Origin of the sequence: Joostella atrarenae (genome assembly GCF_021764745.1) — a bacterium.
Lineage (GTDB): Bacteria > Bacteroidota > Bacteroidia > Flavobacteriales > Flavobacteriaceae > Galbibacter > Galbibacter atrarenae.
Genome location: NZ_JAETXX010000001.1, coordinates 339,003 through 363,323 on the forward strand (window position 1 = coordinate 339,003; position 24,321 = coordinate 363,323).

The 24,321-nt window shown below is 34.0% G+C and carries 18 protein-coding genes; 7 read left to right on the top strand and 11 right to left on the bottom strand.

The genetic code is table 11. From position 1 onward, the window contains the following. Positions 1-437 precede the first annotated feature (437 nt). The 10 genes from JM658_RS01415 to JM658_RS01460 all read right to left on the bottom strand — a co-directional run bounded on the left by JM658_RS01415 (position 438) and on the right by JM658_RS01460 (position 14,448). Positions 438-1,154: a gluconate 2-dehydrogenase subunit 3 family protein gene (locus tag JM658_RS01415; RefSeq protein ID WP_236957443.1), complete on the bottom strand. Its 717-nt coding sequence runs from the start codon at positions 1,152-1,154 to the stop codon at positions 438-440. 12 nt (positions 1,155-1,166) lie between these two features. Further along, positions 1,167-2,906: a GMC family oxidoreductase gene (locus JM658_RS01420; protein WP_236957444.1), complete on the bottom strand. Its 1,740-nt coding sequence runs from the start codon at positions 2,904-2,906 to the stop codon at positions 1,167-1,169. A 38-nt stretch (positions 2,907-2,944) separates the two neighbouring features. Then, positions 2,945-5,320 (bottom strand): GH92 family glycosyl hydrolase, encoded by a 2,376-nt coding sequence (locus JM658_RS01425; RefSeq protein WP_236957445.1) that lies wholly within the window; start codon positions 5,318-5,320, stop codon positions 2,945-2,947. A gap of 24 nt (positions 5,321-5,344) precedes the next feature. After that, entirely contained in the window at positions 5,345-7,630 is a 2,286-nt protein-coding gene (locus tag JM658_RS01430; RefSeq protein WP_236957446.1) for a GH92 family glycosyl hydrolase, read from the bottom strand. Positions 7,631-7,782: 152 nt separating this feature from the next. Continuing rightward, complete coding sequence (locus JM658_RS01435; protein WP_236957447.1) at positions 7,783-9,282, bottom strand: RagB/SusD family nutrient uptake outer membrane protein; 1,500 nt, start codon at positions 9,280-9,282, stop codon at positions 7,783-7,785. An 18-nt stretch (positions 9,283-9,300) separates the two neighbouring features. Next, positions 9,301-11,796 carry a SusC/RagA family TonB-linked outer membrane protein gene (locus JM658_RS01440; protein WP_394800462.1) on the bottom strand — a complete coding sequence of 832 codons (2,496 nt, stop codon included), beginning with the start codon at positions 11,794-11,796 and terminating at the stop codon, positions 9,301-9,303. Positions 11,797-11,799: 3 nt separating this feature from the next. Next, positions 11,800-12,363 (bottom strand): carboxypeptidase-like regulatory domain-containing protein, encoded by a 564-nt coding sequence (locus tag JM658_RS17240; RefSeq protein WP_394800456.1) that lies wholly within the window; start codon positions 12,361-12,363, stop codon positions 11,800-11,802. Positions 12,364-12,627: 264 nt separating this feature from the next. After that, entirely contained in the window at positions 12,628-13,344 is a 717-nt protein-coding gene (locus tag JM658_RS01450; RefSeq protein ID WP_236957448.1) for a tRNA1(Val) (adenine(37)-N6)-methyltransferase, read from the bottom strand. Positions 13,345-13,365: 21 nt separating this feature from the next. Further along, positions 13,366-13,890, bottom strand: coding sequence for a ribosome maturation factor RimM (gene rimM, locus JM658_RS01455; RefSeq protein ID WP_236957449.1), 525 nt, complete (start codon positions 13,888-13,890; stop codon positions 13,366-13,368). 9 nt (positions 13,891-13,899) lie between these two features. Then, entirely contained in the window at positions 13,900-14,448 is a 549-nt protein-coding gene (locus JM658_RS01460; protein ID WP_236957450.1) for a 30S ribosomal protein S16, read from the bottom strand. 495 nt (positions 14,449-14,943) lie between these two features. Here JM658_RS01460 and JM658_RS01465 point away from each other — a divergent pair, with 495 nt between their 5' ends. The 7 genes from JM658_RS01465 to JM658_RS01495 all read left to right on the top strand — a co-directional run bounded on the left by JM658_RS01465 (position 14,944) and on the right by JM658_RS01495 (position 22,505). Beyond that, complete coding sequence (locus JM658_RS01465; RefSeq protein WP_236957451.1) at positions 14,944-17,241, top strand: FdhF/YdeP family oxidoreductase; 2,298 nt, start codon at positions 14,944-14,946, stop codon at positions 17,239-17,241. Between the two features lie 90 nt (positions 17,242-17,331). Then, on the top strand, positions 17,332-18,474 hold the full coding sequence (gene hemW, locus JM658_RS01470) for a radical SAM family heme chaperone HemW (RefSeq protein WP_236957452.1): 1,143 nt from the start codon (positions 17,332-17,334) through the stop codon (positions 18,472-18,474). A 13-nt stretch (positions 18,475-18,487) separates the two neighbouring features. Further along, entirely contained in the window at positions 18,488-19,240 is a 753-nt protein-coding gene (locus tag JM658_RS01475) for a cyclase family protein (RefSeq protein WP_236957453.1), read from the top strand. After that, entirely contained in the window at positions 19,237-19,584 is a 348-nt protein-coding gene (locus JM658_RS01480; protein ID WP_236957454.1) for a DUF4260 domain-containing protein, read from the top strand. Before JM658_RS01475 ends, JM658_RS01480 begins: the two co-directional genes overlap by 4 nt. Then, a complete protein-coding gene (locus JM658_RS01485; protein WP_236957455.1) occupies positions 19,577-20,215 on the top strand; it encodes a DUF4230 domain-containing protein in 639 nt (212 codons plus the stop codon). Before JM658_RS01480 ends, JM658_RS01485 begins: the two co-directional genes overlap by 8 nt. Positions 20,216-20,337: 122 nt before the next feature. After that, positions 20,338-21,651, top strand: a complete 1,314-nt coding sequence (tyrS, locus tag JM658_RS01490) for a tyrosine--tRNA ligase (RefSeq protein ID WP_236957456.1) — start codon at positions 20,338-20,340, stop codon at positions 21,649-21,651. A gap of 209 nt (positions 21,652-21,860) precedes the next feature. After that, complete coding sequence (locus tag JM658_RS01495) at positions 21,861-22,505, top strand: 2OG-Fe(II) oxygenase (protein ID WP_236957457.1); 645 nt, start codon at positions 21,861-21,863, stop codon at positions 22,503-22,505. 22 nt (positions 22,506-22,527) lie between these two features. Here the strand turns inward: JM658_RS01495 and JM658_RS01500 are convergent, their stop codons facing one another. Further along, on the bottom strand, positions 22,528-24,261 hold the full coding sequence (locus tag JM658_RS01500) for a DUF885 domain-containing protein (RefSeq protein WP_236957458.1): 1,734 nt from the start codon (positions 24,259-24,261) through the stop codon (positions 22,528-22,530). Between the last annotated feature and the right edge of the window lie 60 nt (positions 24,262-24,321).

The following is a 24,321-nucleotide window of genomic DNA, read 5'->3' on the forward strand; positions in this document are numbered from 1 at the left end:
ATTAACATTCAACAGAGAAATATAAATTATAAAATGTTTGTCCATTTCAAGAGAAACATGACAAAAAGAGTTGCTGCACTACTGGTTATTATTGAACTTTGCCAGAAATAAAGTCTACCTACCCATGTCTTCCACATATTTTTCCCGCCTATTTTTTTAACATAGTCACTAAGAGCTATATAATGAACAAAATTCATTAATAAAAAAATTAAAACCGCAATAACTACTATCCACATATTCTTTCATTTACTGAATTATAGTTTAATATAAAAACCAACCAATTAAACTCTTGGTATACTAAATATAGTGAAAATTATTTATAGTAAAGGAATGGCTTATTTTTGCTTTTATGCTACTAGCCAGAATCTTATATAAAAAAAGAGCATCTAAAATTAATTAAATGCTCTTTTAATATGATCTAAACTAATAAACGGCTATTACACTTCGTAATTATCCCAATTAGCAATTTCATTTCTTTCTTCAGGTTTAATACAAATATCTAAAGTACGCTGATCGTATTTCATATTATATTGAGCCAAAACATCGTCTGGAACTCCATCCCAAACATTTGGTGTATTCCCAACATAGCCAAGATATTTAATCCCTTCTTCGCTTGTAAAATATCCCGTAGACACTAAATCTCTCAAACGTGTAAAAAAGCGAGCTCCTTGAACAAGATGTGGCTTTACATCATCTGGATAAGCAATATCTTCAACGATTTCTATCTGTTGCTCTTCAGAAATACTTTTAAACACCTTGTTAAAGCGTTTGTTACTTTCATGATCTATCCACATAATCCCACCTCGAAGTGGCAATTGATGATGCGGCATATCTAAAACTATGTATGAGATAAAGTCTATGACTCCTACTTTACTAGCTGCACTATAATCACCTTCAGCAGGAATAATTATATCAGCAAGAACAGTAAGTGTTTCTAATTCATGATCGTTAAAATAAGCCCCTTTAGCACGTAACTCCTCTTCATAGGCTAACTCTTCTTTGGTACGTGTTGTGTCGTAATTATTATCACTATCACTTGGCGCATCTGTGTTTGCAATGGTTGGCTCTTCGGTATCAGTAAGACATCCCGAAAACATAAATCCGGAAGTAACAGTACCTGCCACCATGGCTTTTAAACTTTTTCTTCTATCCATGATTTTTATGTTTTAAATATTCATTTTTTTCATTTCTTCTGTAAGATAATCAGACGCCCTCCAAGCCAATGCTAAAATTGTCCATGTAGGATTTTTATCTGCTTGAGAAACAAAAGCTCCACCATCCATAACAAATAAATTTGGCACATCATGCGTTTGATTATATCTGTTTACCACAGAAGTAGAAGGATCATCACCCATTCTCGTTGTACCTACTTCATGAATAATTCTTCCTGGAGCATCTAATCCATAATCGCTTTCTTTTCCAGGCTTATCTCCCAATGGAATAGCTCCCATGTTATGATAAAGCTCTTCAAAAGTGTCTTGCATGTGCTTTGCTTGCTTAACCTCATCGTCTGTCCAATTATAGTTAAAACGCAACACTGGAATTCCATATTTATCGACTACATTAGGATCTATCTCACAGTAATTATCTTTCTGCGGAATACTTTCACCTCTACCAGCCATACCAACCGTTGCACCATAATATCTACTAACATCTTCTTTTAGTCCAACTCCATAACCCCCAGCCTTTTTATTTTCGCCAGGTTTTTGAAACTTTCCATTAAGATTTTGAATTCCCATTCCAGCTCCATAAGAAGGCATTCCCATACCTCCCCAATATTCAATATGATATCCTCTAGAAAATCCAAGATCCTTTTTATCATTTAACCACCATGGAACATATAAATGCATTCCTCCAACACCATCTTCATTATAACGTTTTCTTTCCATTAATTCAGGAATTATTGCAGATCTAGAGGCTCCTGTAGAATCGTGTAAATACTTTCCTACTACACCACTAGAATTGGCAACTCCATTTGGAAATCTTTCTGACTTAGAATTCAATAAAATTCTAGCAGAACTACAAGCACTAGCAGCTAAGATAACAACTTTTGCTTTTACCGTGTACTCTTGATTATCATATTTATTTACATAAGAAACACCTGTAGCTTTTCCATTTTCGTCCGTTAAAACCTCTCTTACCATTGCATTTACATAGAGATCTACATTATCATACTCCAATGCTGGTTTTACCAAAACAGATGAAGACGAGAAATCTCCGTAAATACTACATGAACGAGAACATTGACTACAATAGAAACAAGCACCACGACGATTGTCTACACGCTTAGTAAGAATAGAAAGTCTTGATGGAATAACAGGAATATTAGATTTTGCTCCTGCTTTTTTAAGATATAATTCGTGTAAACGGGGTTTTGGTGGTGGTAAAAAATACCCATCTGGTTCATTTTTAATATTTTCTTTACTCCCAAAGACTCCAATAAATTTATCAACCTTGTCGTAGTAAGGTTTTACATCGTCATAAGAAATAGGCCAGTTATCTCCTTTTCCATCAAAATCTTTTCTTTTGAAGTCCAAAGGCCCAAAACGTAGCGATATACGTCCCCAGTGATTTGTTCTTCCACCAACCATTCTAGAACGGAACCAATCAAATTTAGATCCATTTTTATGAGTGTACGGTTCGCCATCTAGCTTCCATCCACCATAAGCCATATCGAAATCTCCAAAAGCTCTTGTGCTTCCGGCCCCTCGACGAGGAGATTCATAAGGCCATTTAAATTGCGTTTGTTGATCGGGATTAGCAGGGTCAAAATTAGGTCCAGCTTCTAGCAAGGCTATTTTAAAACCAGCTTCAGAAAGCACCTTTGTCGCCATTCCTCCTCCAGCTCCAGAACCCACGACCAAAATGTCGTAAACCTTAGACGCTTCTTTAATTTGAAAAGACATTTACGTTTGTATTAGTTAATATTAATTTTATATAAATCTTATTTATTGTAAAGGATTTTATTTGGGCGATTACTCATATAAAAGTTTAACTCGCCTCCTTTTATAATATCGTCATGCTTTATAAATGGTTCCTTTAATTCTTTACCATTTAATAAAACTTTATCGACAAATACATTTTCTTCGGATTGATTATTAACAACCACTTTAAATTTATTACCATTTTCAAGATTCACAGTAGCGCTTTTCATCGCAGGGCTTCCTAATGCATATACATCTGAGCCTGGTGCAACTGGATAAAACCCTAAAGTACTAAAAATATACCAAGCACTCATTTGTCCAAAATCATCATTCCCACCTAAACCATCAGCTTTAGGTTGGTACATTGCTTTTAATATCATCCTAATTTTATCTTGAGATTTCCATGGAGTATCTGTCCAATTATACAAGTACACTACATGGTGAGAAGGTTCATTTCCATGAACATAATTACCAATTATTCCTTCACGGGAAATATCTTCCGTATTTTCAAAATATTTATCTGGTAGATCCATAGAAAAAAGCGAATCTAAATGCTGCGAAAAGACTTCCTTTCCTCCCATCATTTCAATCATCTTATTTGGCGCGTGTGGGACATACAAACTATAATTCCACGAGTTACCTTCAATAAAACCTTGCCCATGAGTATTTAATGGATCAAAATCCTTTTTAAAGCTTCCGTCGTCTAATTTAGGACGCATAAACCCGCTTTTCTCATCATATACATTTTTATAATTCTCAGCACGTTCACTAAATTCGTTATAAATATCATCCTTCCCTAGTTTCTTTGCTGCCTGCGCAATTGCCCAATCATCATAAGCATACTCTAGCGTTTTAGAAACAGAAGAACCATTTTTATCTTCTGGAACATATCCTTTTTCCATATAATATTCTAAGCCATCGTAATAAGGAACCTTTGCTGTATGAACACTTGCCATAAGTGCAGCTTCAGCATCAAAACCTGTATTACCTTTTACAATAGCATCAGCAATTACAGAAACACTGTGATATCCAATCATACACCAATTCTCATTGGCATAATGAGACCAAACTGGAAGCATTCCATGTACACTTTGATTATAATGCGAAACCATAGAATTAATCATGTCTGAATTTCTCTTAGGTTGCAATACATTGAATAATGGATGTAATGCTCTGTATGTATCCCATAAAGAAAAACTAGTGTAATTTGTAAAATTCTCAGCTTGATGAATATTCATGTCTAAACCACGATATTTACCATCAACATCCATATAAACTGTTGGACCAAGAAAAGCATGATACATTGCCGTATAGAAATTTACCATTTCATCTTGATTTATAGGATCCAATTGAACCTTATTCAGTTCAGAATTCCATGAATTTTGTGTTTCCTCCTTGACTTTTTCAAAATCCCAATGAGGAATCTCTACATTCATATTATTAATAGCCCCTTTTGTACTCACAGGAGAAATAGCAAACTTAATTTTCACCTTTTCACCTTCAGAAGTATTAAAATCAAAATATGCTTTTAAATTTTCTCCCGCCATTTCTGGAAAGTTAGTGTTTTGGTCAAACTTTCTCCAAAAGCCCTTGTAAACATTATTGTCATAATTTTCTTGACCATATTTAGTGATTGGCTTACTAAAAGCCATCGCAAAATAAACTTTACGTGTTCTTGCCCAACCATTAGTTTGTCTGTAACCAGTAACTAGCGTATCGTTTTCTACACGAACAAAGGTCCATACATTTTTCTCCTTATAATTATAAATTCCCGATGTTAGATCTAAAATAATATGAGATGCTTCCGATTTTGGAAACGTATACTGATGCATCCCTACACGTGTAGTCGCAGTTAATTCAGCTTTAATATTATAATCTTCTAGCTGAACGCTATAATAACCAGCTTCTGCATGCTCATTTTTATGAGAAAATCGTGAACGATACCCAGTGTCTGGATTAGATTCTGTTCCTGGATTCATTTGAAGCTCGCCTACAGTAGGCATGATTAAAAAATCACCTAAATCTGAATGTCCTGTACCGCTAAAATGTGTATGACTAAAACCAACAATAGTTGTATCATCATATTGATATCCTGCGCAATATTTATATACATCTGGATTATAATGCCCATCTAACTCATAAGGAATGGTATCCGTATCTGGACTTAGTTGTACACTCCCAAATGGAGCCGTAGCACCTGGGTATGTATGTCCCATTTTGGCAGTTCCAATCATTGGATCTACATACTGGACTAAATTTTGGAAATCATCAGTATGATTAGAAGCTGACTCATTAGCGACTCCTTTCTTCTGATTACACGTCACAAACATTAATGCTGAGAAAAAAACAGCAAACTTTAACGTACATTCATATATAAATTTAGGAGGTTTTATCATAATCTCTCTTAAACAATTTACATTTTATTCATTTGATAAAGAATATGGAGCATCTGATTTTTCTGTTCCTCTATTCTTATTAGGCGTGCTACTCATTTCAAAATCAATCTTAGCTCCTTCCATTAAAGCTTTATGACTGATAAAGTTTTTGCTATAATTCTGCCCGTTGAAACTCATTTGATCCACATACCTATTCTTGTCACTATTATTAGGGGCATCAATTATAACTTTTTTACCATTTTGTAATTCAACAGTAAGCTTTTTAAATAGTGGGGCACCTAAAACATATTCATCCGTTGCTGGACAAACTGGATAAAATCCCATTGCAGAAAACACGTACCAAGCTGATGTTTGTCCGTTATCTTCATCACCACAATAACCGTCTGGCGTAGGCATATACATTCTATCCATTGTTTCACGAACCCAATACTGAGTTTTCCATGGTTGAGAAGCATAATTATACAAATAAATCATGTGTTGAATAGGTTGATTCCCATGTGCATATTGCCCCATGTTTGCTATTTGCATTTCTCGAATTTCGTGGATAACACCTCCATAATAGCTTTCATCAAAAATTGGTGGTAAAGTAAATACTTCGTCTAGTTTTGCTGTAAAACTATCTTTCCCTCCCATTAAATCCATAAGTCCTTGGATATCATGAAAAACAGACCATGTATAATGCCAACTATTACCCTCAGTAAAAGCATCTCCCCATTTAAATGGATTAAATGGCTCCATGAATTTACCCTCTTTATTTTTACCACGCATTAAATTGGTTTCCTTATCGAATAGATTTTTATAGTTTAAACTTCTTTCTTTATAAAGTTTTATTTCTTTTTTAGGTCTGTCTAAGGCTTTTGCTAGCTGGTAAATTGCAAAATCATCATAAGCATATTCTAATGTACGGGCTGCATTTTCATTAATATCTACATCGTAAGGAACATAACCTAAGTCTTTATAATATTCTGCTCCAGCACGCCCAACAGCAGTAAGCGGCCCTGCATTATTTGCTCCATGAATAACAGCTTCATAAAGTGTCTCTATGTCGTAATTAGCATCTTTATTTTTAAGATAAGCATCTGCAACTACAGAAGCGGAGTTATTTCCAACCATAACACTTCTAAGTCCTGGACTTGCCCATTCTGGCAGCCATCCACTTTCTTTGTAAGCATTTGCCAAACCTTCTTGCATTTGAACATTTAACTCAGGATACATTAAATTTAAGAAAGGAAATAGAGATCGGAAGGTATCCCAAAAACCTGTGTCCGTAAACATGTATCCAGGCAAGACCTTACCATTGTATGGACTATAATGAACTACGTTTCCATCTTTATCGTATTCAAAAAACTTTCTTGGAAAAAGAAGAGAACGGTATAAGCAAGAATAGAAAGTCTCAAACTGATCTATAGTTCCGCCTTCTACTTTAATTCTATTTAATTCTTTATTCCATATATTTCTTCCTGCTTCTTTTAAAGCATCAAAATCATTATTCCCAATTTCTTTTAAATTAATTTCAGCTTGTTCAATACTTATAAAAGAAGACGCTACTTTGGCATTTACCTGTTGTCCTTTTTTGGTTTTAAATCCAACAACGGCACCAACATGATCTGCTTCATTTTCTAAAACATCTTGAAGTTTATTGTTGCTGAAAGTATTTGTACTAACAAAAGGCGTATCAAATTCAATAACAAAATAATTTTTAAAATTGTCAGGTACACCACCGCTATTTTTAGTAGTATAACCTATTATTTTATTTTCCTTCGGAAGTAATTTTACATATGATCCTTTATCTAATGCATCGATTACAATATAAGCACTATCGGTTTCTGGAAAAGTAAATCTAAAGCGAGCAGCTCTCTCTGTTGGTGTAATCTCTGTGGTAACATTGTGATCTGCCAAATAAACACTATAATAATGAGGCTTTACGGTTTCGGCTTTATGAGAAAACCAACTTGCACGATCGTCTTCATTAAAAACTAACTTTCCAGTAATTGGCATGATAGCAAATTGCCCATAGTCGTTCATCCAAGGTGATGGCTGATGTGTTTGTTTAAAACCTCGGAGTTTATCTGCATCGTATTCATATGCCCAACCATTCCCCATTTTACCAGTTTGAGGTGTCCAAAAATTCATTCCCCAAGGCATTGCAATAGCTGGATATACATTACCATTAGACATACTTGGTTTTGAGTCGGTTCCCATTAAGGGCTTGACATAATCAATTGGATTCTCAATTGAAGCTATTTGCTTTGTTTGTCCAAAAGCGACTGAACAAGCAAAGAATAGTGAGGTAAGGAGTAAAAATCTCATATAAAATGTAACTTAGGTTGTTTCCACTATTATGTGGTTTTTATTAAAATTTAATAGAGGATATATAAAAGCAATCTTCTTTAAAATGACTCTCCCACTCTTAAAAAAGAGAGGGAGAAATCAAACTAACTAATTGATAATAGAAAACATTTTTACCAATCTGGATTCTGTGTCAACTCTTTATTGTTATTAATTTCCCTTTGCGGAATTGGAAATAACAAATACTTTTCTGTAAGCGTAGGTCCATATGAAAATTGATGCCCTACAAAATTTTCAAAACTTCCAGTGGTAAGGTTTAAAGCTTTTCTTCTTCTTGCCATGTCAAACCAATATTTATTTTCGAACGAAAGTTCATAAAAACGTTCTTTCCAAATATCTTCCTGTGTAATACTTGCGTCATATAATGGTAAATTAGCTCTATCTCTAACTTCATTTATAGCAGCAAGTACATCTTTAGTTGCTCCATAAGCTTCGAATCCTGCTTCTGCATATGTTAATAAAACTTCAGCATATCTAAAGAACTTCCAACCAAGGCTACTTTGCGCCGTTCTTAAAACTGCATCTTCATCAAAATATTTATATATATATGTAGCGCTAAAATCAACTATTTCATTCGGGTCATCAATAGAAGGGTACTCTGTAAAGTAAAACTCTTGTTCTTCTAAACGTTTATCACCTGCTTCATGTGCATCTATAAAATCTTGAGTTGGATACAGCGCTCCATATTCATCAGAAAATTGAGAAATCCCTCTAGATCTTGGTAACATCCATGATGTTAAACCACTTGTAGCAAATCCTACTAAATATTGATTCTGAAAAATAATCTCTCCCGTGTTATTAATATTTGGGTCATGTAAATTATCATAATCATCAAAAAGACTATATTTCTTACTATCTATTACCTCTTTTGCTTTATCTGCAGCTAACTTATAATAATTATCCCCTGCCTGTAATGGATAACCCGCCATAGTAAGATACACACTAGACAATAATGTTTTTGCAGCTCCTAGACCTACTCTTCCTGACTCATCTGTAAAAGGAATTCCAGAGTTTTCTACATCTTTGAGGTCTGCAACAATTGCATTATAAACCTCCTGCTGCGGACTTCTTGCTGGATAAAGTAACTCAGATGATGCGTCTACAGGTTCTAAAATTAAAGGCACATCTCCAAACAACCTTACTAAATGAAAGTAATAAAAAGCTCTAACAAACTTAGCCTGACCAATAAGGTTGTCCTTATCAGATTGCGCCATATCTACTTCTGGGATACGAGCAATTGCCAGGTTTGCATTTGCTATGGCTCTATATGAATTCTGCCACCAGTTTAAAACATAAGCATCTTCTGAGTTTGCTGTTAGGTTTCTATATGCATTGTTAAATTGGCTTTGTCCAACCTCTGTATTGCACAGACCTGTTGCAAATTCTAGCATCATAAATGGACTTTCTCCATAGGTACCAGAACCATCACTAACAAACCTCAATGAAGCATATAGAGTATTTATTGCCGACTCCGCTTGTTCTCTAGTTTGAAAGTAATTGTCTTGAGTATATTCAGATTCATTTTCTTCAGCTAAAAAATCTGAACAACTACTTACTCCTACTAAAACTAAACATAGGAGAGCGTTGATATATATTTTTTTTGAAATTTTCATTGCTATCAATTTATAAGTTTAAAAAGTAAGGTTTAACCCCAAAGTAAATGTTCGAGGTTTAGGGTAGTCAAAAAATGTGATTCCTTGTGCAAACGCATCACCATATGTACTTACTTCAGGATCATAACCAGTATAATCTGTTGCCAAAAAGAAGTTTTGTACGGATGCGTATAATCTTAATCTTTTCAGTTTAAATTTATCTAAAATATCTTGAGAGAAGTTATAACCTAAGATTAAGTTTCTACCTCTAATAAAGGAAGCATCTTCTACCATTCTTGAATCAATAGTAGATCTATAGTAAGCACTAGACGGTCTGTTTTGAGCAATCATTGTATTTTGATTGTCTGGTGTCCATCCATCTAAAACAGTTGCATAACTATTTGCTTGCCCTGTTCTATCTTCTCCAGAGTGTCTAGACAAATTCAAAACATCATTACCATATGAGAACTGAAGATCTAATGTAAGATCTAAGTTTTTATATCTAAATGTATTAAACAATGCACCAAACCCTTTAGGATATCCACTTCCTATTATTTTTCTATCGGCAGCATTTATTTGCCCATCTTCATTTAAATCTGCATGCTTAATATCTCCAGGTAAAAGACCATAGATAGCAGCCTCATCAGCCTCATCGCTCCCCCAAGTTCCTTCTCGAACTAAACCGTAAAAAGATCCTACAGATTCTCCTACTCTTAAAATATTAGTGTCGGATAAAAAGCCTGGGCCAGGGAAAATATCATCATCCTCTTCTCCCAAAGCCAATATTTCATTCTTATTAAATGAAATATTGAATGTTGTAGTCCATGAAAAGTCTTCAGAACTGATATTAACAGTGTTTAGCGTTAACTCCAAACCTTTATTCTGCATACTCCCTATATTAGAATAAATATTAGAGTAACCACTAGAAGTTGGAACTGGTGCATTCAATAGCATGTCTGTTGTCTTTTTGTAATAAACATCTGCTTCTAATTCTATTCTATTATTAAACATACCCAATTCGACACCAGCATCAAATTGCGCTGTTTTTTCCCATTTTAGATTAGGATTTGCTAAAGTCCCAATACCTACACCTGGATACCTTTCTCCTCCTAAAATTGCTGTATTAGAGCCCAAACTAGCTAAAGACTGATAAACTCCGATTTCTGAATTTCCAGTTTCTCCATAACTTGTTCTGAATTTAAGATTGGAAATAGTTTCACTATCTTTTAAAAAGTCTTCTTCTGAAACTTTCCACGCAAATGCTGCTGAAGGGAAAAAAGCTCTTTTATTCTCTTCCCCAAATTTTGAAGAACCATCTAAACGCCCAGTAACAGTGAATAAATATTTATTCATTAAACTATAGTTTATTCTTCCAAAGAAAGAATTAAGTGTCCATTGGTATGTATCTGAATCAGGTGTAAGTGGATTTGCTCCTACTTCTAAATTATTAAATTGATAAAAATCATCTGTAAAACCTCTACTTCCAGCATAGCTATAAAAATAGTCATATTGTTGCCAACTAAGTCCAGCTAAGGCATTAATTCTATGATTCTCGTTGAATTCATAGTCATAAGTTAGATAGTTTTCAAATTGCCAATAATTTGTTCTCGTATTTCTTATAGTTGCTTCCCCTTGAAAATTTGCACTTAGGTTATTTAATTCTCTTCCTGAGTAAAAATCATCTTGGATATTATTAATATTCGCTCCAATACTACTTCTTAATTGAAGATTTTTAGTAATATCAATATTAGCATAAACATCTCCTAAAAAGGATTGTGTTTTTAGAATGTTAGTACGGTTTAAAAGTATGTTTACAGGGTTTTCTCCTCCTTCCATATTTGGGTAATCAGCGTTTGTACCATAATCTCCATTTGGATATTTCACAGGAACAATAGGAAGTGTCTCAACCATCATTCTTAAGGCTGTTAAACCACCTACACCTCCATCAACTCTATTTTCTTCTATATGATTAAATGTAAAGCTACCACCTACTTTTAGCCAGTCTTTAACCTGACCATCTAATACTAATCTCCCAGAATATCTTTTTAAATATGATTCTAAAAGAACTCCTTCCTGATCAGAATGATTTAAATACAATCCATAAGATGTCTTTTCATTCCCTCCAGTAAACGAAAGATTATGATTTTGAGTTATAGCAGTTCTAGTTGCTTCTTCTTGCCAGTCTGTATCATATAATGGATTTCCATTAGCATCAAATAAATTAGAATCATCACGATAATTCATTGGGTTTTCATACTTCCCATTCGCCCAACCAACTGGATCATACTTTTGCGCATTGTTATAAGAATTCATTTCTACTTGCAAAAACTCTTCAGAATTTAAAACATCTAGCTTTCTTACCATCTCACCAATACTAATAAAAGAATCAAAGCTTACTTGACCTCCAGTTTTAGAACCTCTCTTAGTTGTTACAATGATCACTCCATTAGCACCTCTTGCTCCATAAATTGCGGTTGCAGAAGCATCCTTCAAAACCTCCATTGATTTAATATCATTGGGATTTAAATAATTAATAGGTCATGCTCCAATAACTCCATCTACTACATATAATGGCGAATTATTTGCATTAATAGAGTTATTACCTCTAATTCTTACATTTGTATTTCCTCCTGGCCTACCAGAGTTTGAAGAAACATTAACCCCCGCTGCTTTACCAGCCAATGCCTGCTCCGGATTAGTCGTTGGAATCTCTTGGATAGACTCACTATTTATTGTTGATACAGAACCTGTTAAGTCAGATTTTCTTTGAGTTCCATAACCTATCACAACAACTTCATCTAAAGCCTGTGTATCAGGTTGCAATGTAATATCAACAGAAGATTGTCCGTCTACTGCCACCTCTTTAGTTTTAAAACTGATAAAACTAAAGACTAAAATAGCATTATCAGGTACATCATTTAACTCATAGTTACCATCAAAGTCGGTTTGTGTTCCATTTGAAGTACCTTTTACTAAAACATTGGCTCCAGGCAATGGACCATTTTCATCTGAAACAGTTCCAGAAACCGTTTGCGCTTGCGTAATACCAAAGCATAAAAATGCTATTGGCAAAACAAGCCTTTTAAATAAATTAGCTTTCATAAATTACAGTTAGTTAATAATTAAACTTGCACTAAATCGTTTTTAACGAACTAAAAAATAACACTAAAATCATAGTAAAACGTTTTAGTAGTGTTTTTTAAAAAAAATAGAAGTAAAAATACCCCTATGTTTTAAAATCAATAAAACGATTAAATTCAATGCTATATTACAAAAAATATAATATTCTTACAAAATCAAGCGTAGTATTTTATGAAATATATAAAATATGAAGCTAAAAAATTTCATAAAACCATATGTAGAAGCCTACATTTTTAAATAAAAGTCTGTGGTAAGCTCTATATAGTCTGTGGTATACTTATGTCTTTCTTTTTCTATAATCAGTTCTGCATAATTACAGTCTGATTCTAAAAAGGACAATTCTATAAGAGATCTTTTAATTTCTGAAGTGGGATTTCCTTTAACTCGTAATACTCGATTAGGAAAAAGGTTGTTTTTTGAAGCCAATTCTAAAAAACTAACTTCTTCTTTATATGGAATAATGATACTAAAAACTCCACTAGGAGATAATAGAAGAGACACTCCTTTTAATAAATCTTCAAAAGGGAGTGAAAAATTAGATCGTGCTTTTTCTCTTTGATTATCTTGGCTTGTAAAGTCTTCTGTATAAAAAGGAGGATTGGAAATTATCAAATCATATTTATCCTCAATCTCCTCAACGAACTCATCAAAACCTGCATGATAACAAAACAAACGATCTCCCCATGGAGAAGTTTCAAAATTACCTACACATTGCTCATAAGCATCATCGTCTATTTCTATTGCATCAATTAATTCGGCATTACTCCTTTGCGCTATCATCAATGCAATTAATCCGGTTCCTGCTCCTATATCTAGAACAGAAAAAGGACTACCTTTTAAAGACGTCCATGCTCCTAATAGCACTCCATCCGTTCCTATTTTCATAGCGCAACGGTCTTGCTGAACAGTAAACTCTTTAAATTTAAAAGGCTTCGTAGACATTTTTAATATATTATAGAGAATTTATAGATATAGGTCAATAAGTCCCTCGGGAGTTTTTACGACCACTTCATTGTTTTCTCGATCTATTTTTTCAATAAACTCATCGTTCATTGGAATCAAAATTTGTCTACCTTCATTTTCTACCTCAAAAAGTGCTTGGGCAGTATTATCATTAACGGAAACAATGGTCCCTACAGTACCATACTTCACATCTTTCATTGTAAAACCAATAATCTCATGGAAATAAAACTTATCTCCAGTTAATTTAGGCAAGAACTCTAAAGGCAAATAGAGTTCACTCTTCAAAATAGAATCTGCTTCGGCTTCTGTATCTACATCCTCTAATCGCATTCTTAAGAGCTGCGATTTATGCAAGGAAGATTTCTCTATAAAAAAAGGAACCAGATTATTGCCATGGGCAATAAATACTGATTCCAAATCTTTGTAAAGTTCAGGTTCATCAGTATCGAGCTTTGCCAATACTTCACCCTTAAAGCCGTACTTTTTAACTATTTTTCCGAGATAGAAGCATTCTTCTTTTCTCATGGAAATATATTAAGCGTCTGCTTTATTTTCTTCTTGTGCATCAGCTGCTGGAGCCTCTGCTTCCGCTTCAGGAGCAGCTTCTTCAGCTACTTCTTCTTCAGCTGGAGCTTCTGCTTTAGCATCTGCAATACGCTTCTCATTAATTGCTTTTTCAGCTTCTAATGCTTTAGCTTTAGCCTCTTCTTTAGCTTTGTCTAAGTCACTTTGCTTAGCCTCTACTATTCCAGCTTTATCTTCAACCCAAGCATTGAATTTCTCTTCTGCTTGCTCTGCTGTTAAAGCTCCTTTAGCTACACCTCCTAAAAGGTGGTGCTTTAATAAAACACCTTTGTAAGATAAAATTCTTCTAGCAGTATCAGTTGGCTGTGCACCATTCTGAAGCCATTTTACAGAACCATCTACATCCAAGTCAATTTGAGCTGGATTTGTGTTTGGATTGTAAGTTCCTAATTTTTCAAGAAATTTACCATCTCTTTTTGCGCGAGCATCAGCCGCTACAACCCAATAAAAAGGTTTTCCTTTTTTACCGTGTCTTTGTAATCTAATTTTTACTGGCATAATCCATTAATTTGCGGGGTACTCGACCCCATTATTAATTATGTTTCGCTCGCCATATGGCTTAAGCGGGTGCAAATATACGCTATTTCTCTTTTGATATCAATATCAAACACTTCTTTTTGTGTAAAAAACTGAAAATAAATTATTTATTGAAAATTTCAAAAAAACATAATAATGTTAAATATTCTATAGTTTTACTATTAATTATGAATATAATAGTTAATATGTCGTATATTTACACGCTCCTTCAACAACAATTGATCATATAATATTTTACCGAATAAGTGATGATTCATCTCACCCCCCAACTACTACACTATATTAGTTAAGAAAAAAGAGATGTTTTTTTCGATGGAAAGCCTGGTTTATACCGGGCTTTTACTATTTACAATACACTACTTCAATACAAGAGACCCCTTATAGGTTACTAAACGCACCCCTTTTAGTATAATAATAGTAACTTTGTGTTTTCAGAAATTATATCTTCACAACATCATGGCACAAGAAAACAATAGAAAGGTCTCTTTTGAAGGTGACATAAAATTCACTGGAATAAAATTAAAAACACCCGAAGTTTATGCTGCTGGTTTTAAAGCTGTAAAAGTCGCATTACAGCATACTTTTAAAGAAATGGGAGTCTCCAGATCGCTACCTACACTTTCACATATGAATCAGAAAGATGGTTTTGATTGCCCAGGTTGCGCATGGCCAGATCCAGAAAAGCCTTCAAAATTAGGAGAATACTGTGAGAATGGCGCAAAAGCCTTAGCAGAAGAGGCAACTCTTAAACAAGTGGATATCAATTTTTTTGAAAAATATTCTCTTGAAGAACTCTCCAAATGGTCGGATTTTGAAATTGGAAAAAGCGGGCGTATAGAAACTCCTATGATTTTAGAGGAAAACTGCACACACTATAAGCCAATTTCATGGGAGGAGAGTTTTAATGTTATTGCTGAAGAATTAAAAAAACTGAATTCTCCAAATGAAGCTGTTTTTTACACTTCTGGAAGATCAAGTAATGAAGCGGCATTTTTATATGGCCTATTTGCTAGAGCTTTTGGCACTAATAATATGCCAGATTGCTCCAATATGTGTCATGAATCTAGCGGAGTAGCATTAGTAGAAACACTGGGAATAGGTAAGGGCTCTGTAAAGCTTGAAGATTTTGAAGATGCAGAAGTGGTTATGGTAATCGGTCAGAATCCAGGCACAAATCACCCTAGAATGCTTTCTGCTCTAGAAAAATGTAAAAATAACGGCGGACATGTAGTAAGTATTAACCCTTTAGAAGAGGCCGGATTAACAAGGTTTAAAAATCCACAGGAAGTAAACGGGCTCCTATTTTCTGGAACTGCCCTTACGGATATTCATCTTCCTGTGAAAATAAATGAAGATGTTGCGCTCTTAAAACTTATCATGAAGAAGCTTGCTTTACTAGATACTTCAGAGCCTGTTTTTGATCATGATTTTATTAATAAATATACTGCTGGTTACGAATCTTTCTTAGCGCATTTAAATCAATTTTCAGAAGAAGAACTTTTAAAACGTTGTGGCGTAAAAGAGAGTTTAATAAACCAAACTGTAGCTCTATTAGCAAAAAAGAAGAAAATTATTGTTTGTTGGGCAATGGGACTTACACAGCATAAAAATGGTGTTGAAAACATTAAAGAATGCGTAAATCTATTGCTTCTAAAAGGTAGTTTAGGAAAACCTGGCGCTGGTACATGCCCCGTTCGCGGACACAGTAATGTACAAGGTGATCGCTCTGTTGGAATTATGCATTTTGTAGATAAGGAGTTAAATAATAACATCAAAAAGGTTTTTAATTTCTCCGCTCCGCAAGAAGAAGGTTATGATACCGTAAAGGCCATCGAAGCTATGCATGAAAATAAAGCAAAAGTGTTTATTGCTCTTGGAGGAAACTTTGTTTCTGCAGCTTCCGACACAGAATACACAGCAAACGCATTGCAGAAATGTAACCTTACTGTGCATATAAGTACCAAACTGAATAGATCTCACTTAATCCCTGGTAAAAGAGCATTAATTCTCCCTACATTGGGACGCTCTGAGCAGGATAAAAAAGATAATACGATTAGATTTCTTACTGTAGAGAATAGCATGGGTAAAGTTCATCGTACAAAAGGAATTCTCCCTCCATCTTCTACAAACTTAAAAAGTGAACCTGAAATTGTAGGAGGGATTGCTAATGCATATTTTAATGGTAATCACTCTGTAAATTGGTCTGATTTAAGTGAAAATTACGATCTTATTCGTGAGAAAATGGGTGCTGTAATTCCTAGTTTTAATAAAGTTTCTAAAAAGAGTGAAGGCACAGGCTACTACTTGCCTAACAATGTTCGAGAGTTAGATTTTAGTAAGCTTCCGCAGGGAAAAGCACAGTTTAGCAATTGTAATTTACCTTCTCACGAATTATCAGAAAATGAGTTTTTATTGATGAGTATTAGATCTCATGATCAATTTAACACTACTATTTACGGACTCAATGATCGCTATCGAGGGATTTATAATGAAAGACGTATTGTTATGATTAATGAAAATGATATGGGAAAATTTCAGCTTAAAAAACTCGATAAAGTAAACCTTATAAGTAATTATGATGGCGTTACACGAATTGCTAGACAATTTCTTGTGATCCCTTATAAAATACCGAAAGGCAACTTGGCAGCTTATTTTCCTGAAACTAATGTTCTAATTCCACACAATCAGTTTGCAGATAAAAGCTATACGCCCATTAGTAAATCCGTGAAAGTAACAATTGAAAAATGTAGTTAATAGCAAATAAATAGAACGTCAAAACTACTCCTTTTATATACTGATGCTTCAAATAGAGGGATTCTAACTACAAAGTGATACTTTTGTAATATGGCTGGAATTTACATTCACATCCCCTTTTGCAAGCAGGCTTGCCACTATTGCGATTTTCATTTTTCTACTTCTCTGAAAAAGAAATCGGAACTTATAAATGCGCTTGCTCAAGAAATGATTCTTCGGAAGTCAGAAATCGATGAGCCTATAGAAACTATTTATTTTGGCGGAGGTACTCCTAGCGTTTTATCAGTTGAAGAAATTAATTTTTTAATAGACACAGCATACAATCATTATGAAATAAGTGAAAAGCCAGAAATAACGCTAGAAGCTAATCCCGATGATCTTGACAAAGAAAAAATAATTGCATTTTCGCAAACTCCAATAAACCGCTTAAGTATTGGAATACAATCTTTCTTTGAAGAGGATTTAAAACTAATGAATCGTGCTCATAATGCTAAAGAAGCTAAAGAGAGTCTAGATCTTGCTACCCGATATTTTGCAAATATTTCTATCGACCTTATTTATGGAATCCAACAGATGTCTATAGCGCGCTGGAAAGAAAATATCCAAACAGCTTTAGATTACAACATTCCTCATATCTCCAGCTATGCACTTACAGTAGAGCCCAAAACAGCATTAGCAAAGTTTATAGAAAAAGGTATTATAGAAGATGTAGACGACGCCTTAGCGCAACAACATTTTGATGTATTAGTAGACACTTTAGAGAAGAATAATTTTGAGCATTACGAGCTTTCTAACTTCGGGAAAAAAGGCTTTTTCAGTAAAAACAATACCGCTTATTGGCTCGGAAAAAAATACCTTGGCATTGGTCCTTCTGCTCATAGTTTTAATGGCAAAAATAGAAGTTGGAACATTAACAATAACACTAAGTATATTAAAAGCATTACTGAAAGCATGCTACCAAGCGAAATAGAAACATTAACCCCCATCGATAGATATAATGAAGCTGTTATGACGGGCTTAAGAACTTCTTGGGGAGTTTCTATAGATAAAATTCAGGAAGAATTCGGTGAGGATTTTAAGAAATACATCTTCGAGCAAGCTGAAAAACATACTACTAGAGACTTGCTAATTTTTACTTCAGAAAAAAATAAAACAGTTCTTAAAACTACAAAAAAAGGAAAATTTCTAGCTGATGGAATTGCATCCGATCTTTTTATGTTAAATTTAGAGTGATTCAATAAATTGCATGAAAACAATCATAAAATACAACAATAAAACATACGAAGTTGACTTCTCTAAACCTTTAGATATTTCTATTCCTTTAAAGGGAGATGTTTCGAACCCAAATGCATGGTATATTCCTGCCCCAAAAATAACGCCAGTTAAAGACGGAGATTTTACTGGGAGCATTAAAGCAGGTGCCTCTACCAATTTTAATAACATATTTTTTAACCCTCACGCACACGGTACGCATACAGAATGCGTTGGCCATATTACCAGAGAGCTCTATAATATAAATGATGTTTTAAAACAGTTCTTCTTTATAGCTGAATTGATAACTATTTCTCCAGAACAAAGGGGAAATGACATGGTAATCACAAAAAAACACCTAGAGTCTAAACTGAAAGATACTACAACGGAGGCTTTAATTATTAGGACTCTACCCAATACCAACACCAAACTTACTAAACAATATTCGCATACAAACCCGCCTTATCTTTTAGAAGAAACCGCTATCTTTATAAGAGAATCTGGAATTAATCACCTTTTAATAGATTTACCTTCTGTAGACAAAGAAAAAGACGACGGAGAATTATTAGCTCATAAAAGTTTTTGGGATTATAATAATAACATTAGATTGGATGCTACAATTACAGAGTTTATTTTTGTACCGAATTCAATTTCAGATGGTAGCTATATTTTAAACCTACAGATAGCTCCTTTTGTAAACGATGCTTCCCCTAGCAAACCTATTTTATATAAAATAGCGAATTCATGAAAAGTAGTTTAAGAATAGAAGAGTTTTGCATGCTCCTACTAGGAACTTTTCTTTTTAGCAAGCTATCCATAGATTGGTGGTGGTTTTTAATCTTATTTCTCACTCCAGATATTGGAATGCTAGGTTACTTAAAAGATTCTAAATTAGGCGCCATAACATACAACCTATTGCACCATAAAGGAATTGCAATAATTCTATATCTTACAGGGATTATTTTAAAAAATGAAATCCTTCAATTTATCGGGTTATTAATTTTCTCTCATGCTTCTTTTGATAGAATGCTGGGCTATGGACTAAAATTTAAAGACAATTTTAACAACACACATTTAGGAAAATATGAGTGATATTATCCAAATATTATTAGGACTGCTATTAGGGATTCTTGGTACTTATTGGCTGGTTTCAATATTATGGAAACGTAAATCTTCAGAAAGTACAGAAAAGCAATCTGTAATACTTTTAGAGAAAATTAGAAACGTATACAAACTAGTAACAGTAGAAGGGGAGTTTGCGGAAATTTATCAATATGAGAATGTCCGCGAACATTTTATGAAACTTATCAGCAGCAAGAAAAAAGCATTGCTAGTAATAAATGCGAAGGTAAATATTGGCTTCGATCTAAAGAAAATAGAAATGCATGCCGACCCGAGTTCAAAAAAAATAATTCTTACTGCATTTCCACAACCTGAAGTACTAAGTATAGAACCAGATGTAAAATATTATGATATAAAAGAAGGCCTTTTTAATTGGTTTAAAACTGAAGATCTTTCTACTTTAAACAGTGAGGCCAAAGAGCATATTTTGAAAAAAATCCCTGAAAGCGGATTGATAGAAACCGCAAAAAAAGAAGCGCTAGATGCAGTTCTTATGATTGAGAATATGGTTCAAGCCATTGGTTGGAAATTAGACTATAAAGCGCTAGAAACCGATTTCATTCCTGAAAAGATTAAAGAAAAAACTACTCTCAAAAAGTAACAACACATCCATAACATATAAATATCCGCTTATCATTGCGCCTATATAAGGATTCCAGCAACAAAGAGTTCCTCATATAAATCTATTATTCTATCTTTGCAGCTGTCTAAAAAACAATAGAAATGACTACAAATTTAGTAGAAGAACTACGTTGGAGAGGAATGGTACATGATATGATGCCAGGAACTGAGGAGCAATTAAGTAAAGAAATGACGCCAACATATATAGGTTTCGACCCTACGTCGGATTCCCTACATATTGGTAGCTTGGTGCCTATAATTATTCTTGTTCATCTATATAAATCTGGTCATAAACCTATTGCATTAATTGGAGGTGCTACAGGAATGATTGGAGATCCTTCTGGAAAATCTGACGAACGTAACTTACTAGACGAAGCTACGCTGGCAAAAAATGTTGCAGGAATTAAAGGTGTGCTATCAAAATACCTTGATTTTAATGCTACTACTGAAAATGCTCCAATTCTTGTTAATAATTACGATTGGATGAAAGATTTTTCTTTTATCGAATTCGCGAGAGACGTAGGAAAAAGAATTACTGTTAATTACATGATGTCTAAAGATTCTGTAAAAAAACGTCTTAGTGCCGATTCTGGTGTTGGAATGTCTTTTACTGAATTTACATACCAGTTAATTCAAGGATACGATTTTTACCATTTACATAAAGAGTACGGTTGTATGCTACAAATGGGTGGTAGCGACCAATGGGGAAATATCACCACAGGAACAGAATTAGTGAGACGTATGAATGTTGACGCTGACGGAGACGAGCCTGCAAAAGCTTTCGCTCTTACATGCCCGCTTATTACTAAAGCTGATGGTTCTAAATTTGGTAAATCTGAAGGAGGAAATGTATGGCTAGATGCCGATAAAACATCTCCATATAAATTCTACCAATTTTGGTTGAATACTTCTGATGAAGATGCTGAAAAATATATTAAGATTTTTACATTTTTAGATAAAGCTACAATTGATGCACTTATTACAGAGCACAAAGAAGCTCCACATATGCGTTTATTACAAAAACGCTTAGCACAAGAAGTAACAACTTTTGTTCACTCTCATGAAGAATATGAAAATGCTGTTAAAGCATCTAATATTTTATTTGGAGGAACAACAGACGACTTAAGATCGCTTAATGAAAAGACATTTTTAGATATTTTTGAAGGTGTTCCTCAAGCGGATATTGAACGTCAAGAAATTGAAAACGGATTAGATGTTATTGCTGCTTTAGCTGTAAATACAGGTTTCTTAAAATCTAACGGAGAAGCTAGAAGAGCGCTAAAAGAAAACTCTATTTCTGTAAATAAAGAAAAAGTAAAAGAAGACTATATAATTAAAAGTTCTGACCTTATTAACGATAAGTTTGTATTACTACAACGTGGTAAGAAAAACTATTTTGTAATTAAAGTGAAGTAAGAATATACCTCTTTTTAAAAAATACCCCAAGAGTTTTAAAACTCTTGGGGTATTTTTTTTGAATTCCATTCTATCAGATAAATTATAGAAACCATAAAATCACATCAATTAACTTCATAACAGGCAATTACACACAATTACATTCCGTAAAATAATTGCTCATTCAAAAGAATTAAAAACTACATTTGCCAGCTTTTTAAATTTAGTGAATGAAGGAATTGTTTGATCAATTGGATTTCGTTGAAAATCCGTTGTATGAGAATATTATTACAGATCTTATAGAACAACAATATAGTATTATTGATGATTTCTTTTCTCCAGAAGAAGTAACCTTACTTAGAGACTCTCTACTTGAAAAATACGAAGAAGACAACTTTAAAAAAGCTGCTATAGGTAATAAGTTTGAGGAAAAAATTATAAATGCCATTCGTGGAGATTTTGTTTTATGGATCGACGAAAAGAAAAATGACCCGAGCGAACAGCTATTCTTCTCGAAAATAAATAACCTTGTTAGCTATTTAAATGAAACATGCTTTTTAGGAATTCTCCACAAAGAGTTCCACTACGCAGTGTACCCAAAAGGCACTTTTTACAAACGTCATTTGGATACTTTTCAGAATGACAACCGTCGTAAGCTCTCATTTGTTTGCTATCTAAATGATGATTTATGGAAGAATGATAATGGTGGAGAGTTAACTATTTACAAAACGGAAAACAATCAAGAAATCACAAAAAACATCTATCCTTTACCTGGCCGAGTTGTTATTTTTGAGAGTCAGGTTTTAGAACACGAGGTAAAACCTGTTCTTGCAGCAGAACGTTACAGCATTACTGGATGGTTAAAAACAAGGTAGTCTCTAAAAAATATTTTAAAAATTAAACACCCTTACTTTTTAAGTAACGATTTACATTACGCTCCAAAATTGGGAGCGTAACTGTACCTTGCGCTAAAATAACTTCATGAAACTCCCTAATATCAAAATCTGCTCCCAATGCTTTCTCAGCCTTTTCCCTTAATTCTCGAATCTTAAGCTCTCCTATTTTATAAGAAATCGCCTGACCTGGCCAGCCTATATATCGGTCTGTTTCTGTGTTAATTTCATGTTCAGAAAGTGCAGTATTAGACCTCATATAATCCAATACTTCATCTCTTGTCCAGCCTTTAGCATGAATTCCAGTATCTACAACCAATCGGCAAGCACGCCACATTTCGTATGTAAGTTTCCCAAACTCCTCGTACGGAGTAGTATAAATTCCCATTTCGTCTGCTAGAGATTCTGTATAAAGCGCCCACCCTTCTCCATAAGCTGATAAATATAAGTTTCGTCTAAATTGTGGGATGCTATCTCCTAATTCATTATTTAAGGATCCTTGTAAATGATGTCCTGGTACTGCCTCATGAGCAGTTAAAGCTGGTAGATTATACAACGGCCGACTCTCCAAATTATAAGTATTTACAAGATAATAACCTGGTGTGGTTTTATTTAAACTTCCTGCGTAGCGTCCAGCAGTGTACTTTGGCGCCATAGCATCTGGAACTTTAATAACACCATATGGTTTTCTTGGTAGCGTATTAAAATATTTAGGAAGCTCCGCATCAATCCGTTTTGCAATATCTCTAGCTACCATTAATAATTCACGTCCTGAAGTGGCATAAAACTGCTTATCTGTTCTTAAAAACTCCAGAAAATCTTGAAAACTCCCTTCAAAACCTACTTTTTCAATTATTTTTTTCATTTCGCTCTTAATTCGAGCTACTTCTTTTAAGCCTATTTCATGAATCTCATCAGCAGTATATTCTGTGGAGGTTGTGTAATAGTTAATTCTATTTTGATAAAATTCTTTCCCATTAGGCGTTTCCGAAACACCTATTTTAGCTCTTGTATTTGGAAGGTATTCGCTTTCTACAAATACTTTAATTTTTTTAAAGGCAGGAACAACACTTTCTCTTATCGCTTTTTTAGCAGCCAATAAAACAGAATCCTTTTGAGCATCTGTTAGGATTCCTGGAAGCTTTTCAAAAGGACTATAAAAAGGACTCAATATTGGATCTTCAACAATATGATCGTTATAAGAAGATTCATATCCTTTAAAAATGACCTTTGGCTGCGCCATCCCTTTGTCAATTCCTTCTCTAATTAAAACAATCTTCTGATCTACAAAATGTGGGATATCATTTAAAATAGCTAAATAATTCTTTGCATCTTCGTAATTTAATATCGGTTTTATACGATAATTTAAGTCTAAATGAAATCCTTGGTCTGCTTGAATAGGATTTAGATACATTTCAAAAGTGACTTTATCAATTCTATTCTGGAGAGAAAACCGCAGTAATTCCCATGAGATTTGTTCCGTTTCTGATAAACTCTCTAAAGGTATTTGCTTTAACTTATCTAATTGTTCACTGGCAAACTCTGCATCTTTTTTAAATAATTCCTTTTCATACCTTCCTAAAGGATGATCCTTTCTGTCGTATAATTTAAAATCTTCTACCGTTTGAATAACACTTGCTAGTGCTTCAGAATTATCAGTTGTATTTTCTGTTTTACATGAAAATTGGAATGCTGTAGAAGTGAGTATAAACAATAAAGAGTATTTCTTAAAAATCATATCAGAATAGGTTTATTATCGCTTTTCCTATGAAGGAATCTTGAAAAGTTCCCAAGTTAG